10 protein-coding genes are annotated in these 9,409 nt (G+C 70.7%); 4 read left to right on the top strand and 6 right to left on the bottom strand.

The features are described from left to right. The first annotated feature begins 234 nt into the window (after positions 1-234). The gene (locus ACYVE7_RS04975; RefSeq protein ID WP_460363334.1) at positions 235-948 is read left to right on the top strand and encodes an SGNH/GDSL hydrolase family protein; all 714 of its coding nucleotides are present in this window, start codon (positions 235-237) and stop codon (positions 946-948) included. Positions 949-951: 3 nt separating this feature from the next. Here the strand turns inward: ACYVE7_RS04975 and ACYVE7_RS04970 are convergent, their stop codons facing one another. The 3 genes from ACYVE7_RS04970 to ACYVE7_RS04960 form a co-directional block, all read right to left on the bottom strand. Further along, a complete protein-coding gene (locus tag ACYVE7_RS04970; RefSeq protein ID WP_460363333.1) occupies positions 952-1,296 on the bottom strand; it encodes a DUF2516 family protein in 345 nt (114 codons plus the stop codon). 112 nt (positions 1,297-1,408) lie between these two features. After that, positions 1,409-1,915, bottom strand: coding sequence for a hypothetical protein (locus ACYVE7_RS04965; RefSeq protein WP_460363332.1), 507 nt, complete (start codon positions 1,913-1,915; stop codon positions 1,409-1,411). Beyond that, positions 1,912-2,334 carry a helix-turn-helix domain-containing protein gene (locus ACYVE7_RS04960; protein WP_460363331.1) on the bottom strand — a complete coding sequence of 141 codons (423 nt, stop codon included), beginning with the start codon at positions 2,332-2,334 and terminating at the stop codon, positions 1,912-1,914. Before ACYVE7_RS04960 ends, ACYVE7_RS04965 begins: the two co-directional genes overlap by 4 nt. Positions 2,335-2,485: 151 nt before the next feature. Here ACYVE7_RS04960 and ACYVE7_RS04955 point away from each other — a divergent pair, with 151 nt between their 5' ends. Continuing rightward, a complete protein-coding gene (locus ACYVE7_RS04955) occupies positions 2,486-4,156 on the top strand; it encodes a DUF2207 domain-containing protein (RefSeq protein WP_460363330.1) in 1,671 nt (556 codons plus the stop codon). On the opposite strand, the gene ACYVE7_RS04950 is transcribed toward ACYVE7_RS04955, so the two are convergent. Then, entirely contained in the window at positions 4,153-5,490 is a 1,338-nt protein-coding gene (locus tag ACYVE7_RS04950; protein WP_460363329.1) for a lipid II flippase MurJ, read from the bottom strand. The genes ACYVE7_RS04955 and ACYVE7_RS04950 overlap by 4 nt on opposite strands. A gap of 102 nt (positions 5,491-5,592) precedes the next feature. Here ACYVE7_RS04950 and ACYVE7_RS04945 point away from each other — a divergent pair, with 102 nt between their 5' ends. Together ACYVE7_RS04945 and ACYVE7_RS04940 are read left to right on the top strand one after the other, a co-directional pair. After that, the gene (locus tag ACYVE7_RS04945; RefSeq protein WP_460363328.1) at positions 5,593-6,657 is read left to right on the top strand and encodes a hypothetical protein; all 1,065 of its coding nucleotides are present in this window, start codon (positions 5,593-5,595) and stop codon (positions 6,655-6,657) included. A gap of 17 nt (positions 6,658-6,674) precedes the next feature. Beyond that, positions 6,675-7,478, top strand: a complete 804-nt coding sequence (locus ACYVE7_RS04940) for a class I SAM-dependent methyltransferase (RefSeq protein ID WP_460363327.1) — start codon at positions 6,675-6,677, stop codon at positions 7,476-7,478. Here the strand turns inward: ACYVE7_RS04940 and ACYVE7_RS04935 are convergent. Together ACYVE7_RS04935 and ACYVE7_RS04930 are read right to left on the bottom strand one after the other, a co-directional pair. Then, a complete protein-coding gene (locus ACYVE7_RS04935) occupies positions 7,475-8,542 on the bottom strand; it encodes a hypothetical protein (protein ID WP_460363326.1) in 1,068 nt (355 codons plus the stop codon). The two genes, ACYVE7_RS04940 and ACYVE7_RS04935, sit on opposite strands and share 4 nt — an antisense overlap. A 30-nt stretch (positions 8,543-8,572) precedes the next feature. Next, positions 8,573-9,340, bottom strand: a complete 768-nt coding sequence (locus ACYVE7_RS04930) for an SDR family NAD(P)-dependent oxidoreductase (protein ID WP_460363325.1) — start codon at positions 9,338-9,340, stop codon at positions 8,573-8,575. Between the last annotated feature and the right edge of the window lie 69 nt (positions 9,341-9,409).

The following is a 9,409-nucleotide window of genomic DNA, read 5'->3' as shown; positions in this document are numbered from 1 at the left end:
GGCCGGCGCGCCCGCGTGCGCGCTGTCGGCGCTGCCCGACGGCGGGCCCGTCATGGCGCGCGTCCAGCGGCTGCTGCATCCGGTCGGCCAGCCCTTTGTGGTGAAGACCATGGCGTTGACCAGTGCTGTTCTCCTGACCGCCGCACCGCTGGTGCTCTGGACCCTTTAGAATGCCGTCATCCTGACGATCCGGCCGTGATCCGTCTTGTCACCAGCAATTGCACAGGGGAGTCCGTGCGCCGAAAAATCGCCTACGGGCTCGTCCTGCTGACGTTGGCGGGCTGCTCGGCGTCGACGGCCGCGCAAGGCCCCGCACCGGCGCCCACGGCCGTCGTCAAACGCGCCCCCGTCGTCATGATCCTCGGCGACAGCTACACCGCGGGCACCCGTGGTGAGAGCGGCGAGCAGACCTACGCGGGGGATCTGGCCCGCAAGCTCGGCTGGCAGGTCATCATCGGCGGGCACCGCGGCACCGGCTTCCTGGCCCGCGGCACGGTCAACAAGAACTTCTCGCGGCTGTTCACCGACCAGTTCGCCTGGCGGCCGGAGCCCGATCTGGTGATGATCGTCGGCGGTCACAACGACGCCACCCGGCAGAACCCCCTGGCCGGGCTGAACGAGGCCGTCACCCAGCTCCTGACCTCGGTGCAGGACCGCTGGCCGACCACCAGGACCGTGCTGGTCGGGCCGATGTGGGGCGGTGAGCCCACCACCCGCGCCTACCTGGTCCGCGACGTCATGAAGCAGTCGGCCGACCAGCTCAAGGTCCCGTTCGTCGACCCGCTCGCCGAACGGTGGATCACCGGCGACGTCAGCGACGGCACCGGCAACGCCGACCTGTACATCCGGGACGACGAGACCCACCCCAACGAGGCGGGCAACGCCTACTTCGCGGACAAGATGGTCGCGGCGCTCAGCCGGCTCGGCCTCACCGACCCGACCAAGTAGCGCCTACCAGGGCCCGTAGGGGCCCATCCGGCGGTTGTCGCCGGGCCCGAACTCCTTGATCGCCGGCCGGACGTCGGCCAGGTAGATCACGGCGGCGATGAACGCGGCGATCGCGAACATGCCGAGCGAGTCCAGGTAGAGGGTGGCGGCGGCGAATCCGAACAGCGTGGCGAACGCCAGGATGATCGTCCACATCTTCTTGGTCTGCTTGTTGGCGGCCGGGAACGCGCCGGCCGGGCGGCGGAGCACGTCGACGAGGGCGAACGCCTCCATCAGGAATCCGATGATCGCCAATCCCCAGAACACCAGTGAGAGCCCGTATTGAATGTCGCCCAGCACTGAGATCACCTTTTCGGTCGTCGCTTGCCGTCACCCTACAAAACAATCGCCCCGCCGCGATGGTTCCGGGCGGGGCGGTCGGCGCGGGAGGCGCTGATCCGAGGGACGTTCACACCGAACGTCAGGCCTCGGTCTTCTTGGCGGCCGGCTTCTTGGCCGTGGTGGCCTTCGGCTTCGGCGCGGGCTTGGGGGCCGGCTTGGGAGCCTCGACCGACTTGGCCTCGGTGGCCTCCTCGATGACCTCGTCGGCGGCCTTGTTGATGACGGTCTTGCCGCGCTCGGCGAGGTCGTCGATCACCTCGGTGACCTTGGCGGTGACGGTCGTGACGTACGCCTGGAGGGCGGTCGAGTCGGCCTTCTCCTGGTACTTGGCGACGTTCTCGCGGACCTCGGTCACCCGGGCGGTGACGGTGCCGCGCACCTTCTCCACGTTGCCGGTGACGGTGGTGCGGATCTTGGTGGCGTCGGTGGTGACGGTGCCCCGGTACTTCTCGTAGTTCTCGGTGACGGTGCCGCGCACCTTGGCGACCTGATCGGGCAGCTCGCGCAGCTTCTCGACGGCGAGGTCGACGGCGCCGGCGCCGGTGTACACGGCCTTGTTGTCACGGATCTTGGCGGCGATGGTCATGCTTCCAGTTCCTTCCGGAGGTTGGTTTCCTGGCTGGTGTCCTGGTCATCGGGGATCGCTTCGTGATCGGGCCCGATGCTTGCGTTCTCTTTCCGGAAGGAGTCGTAGATGTCGAGCAACACCTGCTTCTGCCTTTCGGTGAGAGCGAGGTCGGCGCGTACCGCTGACTGCACATCGGAGTCGGAGTCGCGGTCGGTGAGGATCCCGGCCTGCACGTACAGCACCTCGGCGGAGATCCGCAGACCTTTGGCGATCTGCTGGAGGATCTCGGCGCTCGGCTTGCGCAGCCCGCGCTCCACCTGGCTGAGGTACGGGTTGGAGACACCCGTCTGCTCCGCCAGCTGGCGCAGGGAGATCTTCGCCCGTTGCCTCTGCTCCCTGATGTACTCCCCGATGGAGCCGACCTTCGAACTTGCCATGTCTCCACCCTCCGTCATGCTGCTTGCTCCTGCAAGCGCAAACGGCCCGTTTTGGCGGTGAGACCGGTCACAACTGCCTGCAATAGCAAGCAAAGGGCCGTACTTGAATCGTCATAGTGGCCGTGATCGGGAGCCACTACGCTTTGTCCACATGCTGGGTCGTTCACGGCTTCTCGCCGCCCCCCTCCTTCTCCTGGCCCTGGTGGCCTCACCCGCGCACGCCACCGACCGTGCCACCGTCGTGGCCGCCGCCGACGAGAAGGTGATCTCCGACCGCGTCGACCTGTCCGTCCAGCCCGACGGAACCCTGCTCGCCACCGAGACCATCTCCTACGATTTCGGGACGGAACCGGGCGACGGGTTCGAGCGCACCTTCACCACCAGGATCCACGACACCGAGGACAGGGACCGCACCTTCCAGGTCGTCGACATCCGGGCGTCGCAGGGGTACACCGTCACCGCCGACGTCCACGGCGACCGGACCGTCGTCAAGGTGAAGGGGCCCAAGGCGTCAGGAGTGCAGACGGTCGGGCTGACCTACCAGGTCAAGGGCGCCGTCCAGGCGCTGCGGCGCGGCCAGGAACTGCGCTGGACGGCCGTCGGCGGCTGGGACGTGCCCGTCGTGTCCGCGAACGTCACGGCCGACGCCGGGGTGACCCTGCAGAGCGTCAACTGCTTCGCGGGCGAGGCCGAGAGCGTCATCGGCTGTGGGGAGGTGTCGCGCGGGCCCAAGCAGAAGAAGGCCAGGTTCGGGCAGGAGAACATGCTGCGCGACGAGTACCTGACCGTCGTCGCGGTGCTGCCCGACGGGACCACCACCGGCGCGCCCACCTACGCCGACCGCAAGACGCTGAAGCGGGCGTTCTCCGTCAACGCGGCGACGGGCGGCGCGCTCGGCGTGCTACTGGTGCTGCTGCTCGGCGGGTTCGCACTGCTGTACCTGGCGCGCGGCCGGGACAAGCGGGCCGACGCCCAGTACCGCAGCGAGATCGGCGAGGGCGGGTTCGAACCGCCGAACGGGATCAAGCCGGGGCAGGTCGGCACCCTGATCGACGAGCAGGCCGACGTCATCGACGTCACCGCGTCGATCATCGATCTCGCCGTCCGGGGCTATCTGCTGGTCGAGGAGGACGAGGGGCGCGGTGACTGGACCCTCCGCAAGATCAACCGTCCGGTGAACGATCTGCTGCCGTACGAGCAGATCCTGTACGACGGGCTGTTCGTCGCCGGTGACAGCACCAAACTGTCGCTGCTCGGCGGAACCTTCTCCACGAAGCTGTCGCAGGTCAGGCGGGCCCTGTACGAGGACGTCGTGAAGCACGGCTGGTTCGCGCGCCGTCCCGACACCGTCCGCACCCGCTGGACGGTCGCCGGGTATGTGCTGACGCCGCTGGCCGTCCTCGGCACGATCCTGATGGCGATCTTCACCGATCTCGCGCTCGCCGGTCTCGCACTGATCGTCTTCGGGCTGGCGCTGGTGTTCTTCGGCAAGCACATGCCCGCCAAGACCGCGAAGGGCTCCGCCGTCCTCGCCGACACGCTCGCCTTCCGCACCTACCTGCAGCAGGGCAAGGCCGACGACGTCCCGGACCGCCAGCGGATCGCCTTGTTCTCCCGCTACCTGCCCTACGCCGTGGTCTTCGACCTCGTCGGCCCCTGGGCCAAAACGGTCGAGACCGCCGGCATCGAAGGCGGCGACAACCTCTACTGGTACGAGGGCCCCGCCGAATGGGATCTCTCCCAGTTCGCCGACTCCATGCGCGTCTTCACCTACACCCTGTCCGGCGCCATCTCCCAGTCCCGCCCCTTCCGCAACCGCTAGGCCGCGAGGGCGTAGAGCACGACGGCGGCGGACGCCGCGGCCGTCAGCCCGGCGTGCAGCCGCACCACCCGGTGCCCGTCCATCCGTCCGAGCCTGCGCCGCAGGAGCTGCCCGGAGACGACGGCGCCGCCCGCGTAGGCGACGGCCGTCACGCCCGCGATCAGGACGGGCAGCCCGTGGGCGCGCGGCATCAGCAGGGACAGGGCCAGGACTGTCAGCGCGACCCCGGCGCTCAGCAGCGCCGGGGTCCTGGTGTCGCCGAGCGCGAAGAACACCCGCTGCATGATCTGGAACGCCGAGAACGGCACCAGCGCGAACGCGTACGCCGCCAGGACGGAGCCGGTCAGCGCGGCGTCGTTGGTGAAGTGCGGCAGCAGGACGGGCGCGAGCGCAGGCCCGCCCACGAACAGCAGCGCCGAGGCGGGCACCAGGGCGAGGCCGGTCAGGCGGAGGGCACGCGACAGGTCGGCGGTGACGGCCGCCAGGTCGTGCCCCACGGCGGCGGCCGTCATCCGGGGCGTCAGGCCGGTGATCGCCGTGACCGCGACCAGCGCGTAGGGCACCTGGAAGATCGTGTAGGCGAGCGAGAAGTCGGCGGTGGACTTCGCGGTCAGGCCGAGGGTCGTGAACGCGACGGCCTGGGTGACGGCGACCGAGCCGAGCGTCCAGAGGGCCGTCCTGGCCAGGGCCCGCACCCCGATGCCGCGCGGATCCAGCCGGAGGCGGGGACGGAAACCGGCGCGGCGGCAGGCCAGGGCGAGGACCGTGAGCTGGGCGGCGACCCCGGCGGTCGTCCCGACGGCCAGGACGGTCAGGTTCGCCGACAGGGCGTAGCAGCCGGCCAGCGCGATCACCACGAGGTTGTTGGCGATCGGCGCCCACAGCGGCACGGTGAAGCGGCGGCGGGCGTTCAGGACGGCGGCGAGCAGCGCGCTCATCCCGTAGAAGAAGAGCTGCGGCAGCAGGATCCGGGCCAGCGTGACGGTGACGGGCCGCTGGGCGTCGTCCAGGTCGAGCAGCCCGACGATCGGCCCGGCCGCCAGGACGGCCAGCACCGTGAGCGGGGCCAGCAGGTAGACGATCAGGCTGAGCAGCTTCTCGGCGACCTCGTCGGAGGCCGCGCGGACCAGGAGCGGCACCACGACGGCGGCGAGCATTCCGCCCGCGACCAGCTCGAACACCAGGTTCGGCAGCAGGTTGGCGGTGGCGTAGGCGTTGCGCAGCGCGTCCTGCGCGCCGAACGCCGCCAGCACCGCCGCCGTCCGGGCGAGCCCGGTGAGGCGGGACGCGGCCGTGGCGAGGACCAGGGGGGCGCCGCGCCGGAGAATGCTCATGACGGGCCAGTATGCACCCCGGTAATTGTTGGCGATATGTCTCGTTGGTCGCTGGGGGAGTCGGTAGCCTCTCCCGGACAGGCGCGATCAAGGGGCGATGCGATGCGTGGACGGACGGTGGGTGCGGCCGTCGTGGTCCTGGCGGTGCTGGCGAGCGGGGCCGCCGCCGAGGCGAAACCCAAGGCGAAACCGAAGTGGCGGGATCTGGGCACGGCACGTCCGCTGAAGACGGGCGCGCTCAACCAGATCGAGTTCGCCGGGCCGAAACTCGGCTGGGCGGCGGGCACCGAGGGCGGCAAGTACGCCCTCGCGCTCTGGAGGTTCGAGCGCGGCAAGTGGACGAAGGTCGCGAACCCGTGGACCTTCGCGCCCGCCGGGCTGGCCGTCGCGGGGTCGAAGAAGGCGTGGCTGACGGGCGTCAACCTGACCGGGTCGTTCGCGCTGTACTACAACGGCAAGAAGTGGAAGCAGGTCGGCTTCCCCGGCCCCGGCATCCCCGTCGATCTGGCCGCGGCCCCCGACGGGACGGCCGTGTCCGCCGCCGCCGACCCGTTCAAGGGCGGTTTCACCGTGCAGAGCTGGCGTTTCGGGCGCTGGCAGAAGGCCAAGGTGCCGCTGCCTGCGGGCGCGTCCGTCACCTCCGTCGCGGTCGGCTCCCGCAAGGACATCTGGATCGGCGGCAGCCATCCCGTCGGCGACGGGCTGTTCGGTTCGCTGCTGCTGCACTGGAACGGCAGGGCGTGGCGGCAGATCCCCCTCGCGGGCACCAGCGACACGGCCCGCGGCATCACCAAGATCGTCGTTGACGCGCCGGGCAAGGTCTGGGCGCTGCGCGGCGCCACCGAGACCAGCCTCGTCCGCTACAACGGCCGCTCCGCCGCCGAGGCCCAGCTCCCCGGCAAGGTCGGCGCGCTGACCCTCACCCCGGACGGGGCGGGCGGCGTCTGGGTGCTGCCGTACAGCACGTCCGACACCTCGGCCACCCCCTACCTGCGCTGGAGCAAGGGCCGCTGGCTGCCGATGGCCTGGGGGCCCCGCCGCGTCGGCGTGCCGGGCCTGGGCGACGTCGAGCAGATCCCCGGCACCAGGACGATCGTCTCGGCCGGCGCGATCCAGCAGGACAAGCCCACCCGCCGCAAGATCCCCTTCACCGAGGTGTTCCGCTAGGCGGCTACCGTTGGGGGGTGAGAGCGCGCAGGCCGGAGGGGGTGCAGACCAGGGGCACCACCAACGCGAACCGGCTGCGGCGCCAGGATCACTGGATTCGCGCGACTCAGCCGCTGCCCGCCGCGCCGCTGGTCGTGGATCTCGGGTACGGGGCGTCGCCGGACACGGCCGTCGAGCTGTACACGCGGTTGCGGGTGCGGTACCCGGACGTCCGGGTGGTCGGGCTGGAGATCGCGCAGGAGCGTGTGGACACCGCGAACGCGTTTCTGGAGCCGCGTCGTGCGCTCTATCCGGGGCTTTCGTTCGCGCGGGGCGGGTTCGAGCTGGCCACGGAGCGTCCGCCGGATCTGGTGCGGGCCGCGAACGTCCTGCGCCAGTACGACGAGGAGACGGCCTGGAAGACGTGGTCGCGGCTCGACGCCGGGCTGGCGCCGGGGGGAGTGCTCGTCGAGGGCACCTGTGACGAGCTCGGCCGTCGGCACGTCTGGGTGGCGCGGCCCCGGCTCCGCCCCGCGACGATCACTTTCGCGGCCGCCCTGGCTCGTCTGCCGCAGCCGTCGGCGCTGGCCGAACGGCTTCCCAAGACCCTGATCCACCGGAACGTCCCCGGCGAGAAGATCCACGCGTTTCTGCGCGACTGGGATCTGGCCTGGCACAGCGCCGCGCCCCAGTCGGTCTTCGGGCCGCGGCAGCGCTGGCTGGCCGCCCTGGACCAGCTCGCCACCGGCTGGCCGCTCCTGACCACCCCGCCGTTCGGCGGCCCCGCCCGCGCGCGCCGCGGCGACGTCACCCTCCCGTGGGCCGCCCTGGATCCGGCCTAGCGGTAGACCTCGACGGCCGGGTACTGCTTGCCGCCCTTGCCCGTGACGCCGCCCACCGCGACCGTCATCCGGGAGCCCGGCACGTGCGCCACATCGTTGATCAGCACGTTGTCCTTCCCGCGCGACGGCCCGCCGACCACCTGCCATTTACCGCCCGACCAGCGCAGATAGCGCGACTTGCCGCCACCGAAGCCCGGTGAGGGGATCGCCCAGACACCGCCCTTGCCGTCCAGCGCCATCGCGTAGGGCGAGATCGTCAGCGGGGTGGCGGCCTTGGCCCACTTGCCGCCCGAGTAGCGGAGCAGGCCGCCGCCGTTCTGCGCGCGGATCGCCCACACCGCGTTCGGCCCGGACGCCACGAGGTCCTGGATGATGTTGTGCGGCTGGCCGATCACGCCCCAGTCGCCCTTCGGCGACACGTTCTTCCACTTCCCGCCGGTCAGATGCATGACCAGCGGCAGGATCTGGGTGCCGTTGGCGGTGTAGGTGCCCGCCAGCCAGACGTCGTTCTTGTTCCGCACCGCGACGGACGTCAGCGACGCGGCGTTCGGCAGCGGCACGTTGACGTCGACGAAGCCCTTGCCGTTCCAGCGGCGCACCACCGACGGCCCGTCGTTGCGGTTGTTGAGCCCGCCGATCGACCAGGCGGCCCCGTCGGGCGACGCGGCGACCGCGATCGGCACCACCGGGATCGGCAGCGGGATGGGGAGCTTCGCCCCCGCATAGGGGACCTTCCGCCACTTCTTCCCGTTCCAGGCGATGGCGACGGGTTGGGTGCCGGAGAATCCGACCGCCCACGCCTTCTTCGCGCTCGACGCGGCGACCCCCTGCGCGAGGAAGGAGCCCGCACCCTTCTGCGCCGACCAGCTCCTGCCGTTCCACCGGAACGGCACCCCGGTCTGCGACACCGCGAAGATCGCCTTCGGCCCGGCGGCGGCGACGGAGACCAGCGGCCCCGCCTTCCCGAACGCCTTGCTCTTGACGTTCTTCCAGCTCGCGGCCGCCGAAGCCGGCTGCGCTGTGATCAGCACGACGGCGACGGCGGCGAAGGCGGCTCTCCGCATGGGGGTCTCCTGGGGCAGGGGAGAACCACCCTAAAGGACGCGATGGATCTTGTAGGGGGCGGCCTGGGCCCGTGGTTGCACGTCGATCCGGTCGATGTTGACGTGCTCGGGCCTGGTCACGGCCCAGGCGACGCAGTCGGCGACGTCCTCGGCGACCAGCGGCTGCGCCACCCCGGCGTAGGGCTTCTCCGCCGCCTCCTTGTCGCCGCGGAACCGGACCAGCGAGAACTCCTCGGTCTTCACCATGCCCGGCGCCACCTCGGTGATCCGCACCGGCTGCGCCACCAGCTCCAGCCGCAGCACCTCGTTGACGGCCACCGCGGCGTGCTTCGCCGCCACATAACCGCCACCACCCTCGTAAGGCACATGTCCCGCTAGAGATGTGATGTTCACCACATGGCCGCAGCCGCTCTCGATGAGCTTCGGCAGCAGCGCCCGCGTCACCCGCATCAGCCCGAGCACGTTGGTGTCGTACATCAGACGCCAGTCCTCGGTGACGGCGCCCGCCACAGGTTCGAGGCCCTGCGCGCCACCCGCGTTGTTGATCAGGACGTGCACGTCGCGGAGCCGGGACGCGAGCTCCGCGACCGACTCCTCCGAGGTCACATCAAGGGTGACGGCCTCCGCGAAGCCCGTCCGGCCGGCCGGGTCGGCGGCCTCGATCTCCTTGACGAGCTCGTCGAGACGGTCCCTGCGGCGGGCCGCCAGAACCAGGTTGAACCCCTCCGCGGCGAGCCGGCGCGCGGTCGCCGCCCCGATCCCGCTGCTGGCACCGGTGATCACTGCTGTCTTACGCATATGCCCCATCCTTCCGCACCGGCGGCCGTCGGCGGGAACAGGGTGGTGCGGGAACAACCGCCGCGGCTG

It is taken from the genome of Actinocorallia lasiicapitis, assembly GCF_054778695.1.
This window is presented reverse-complemented; position numbering and strand designations above follow the sequence as displayed.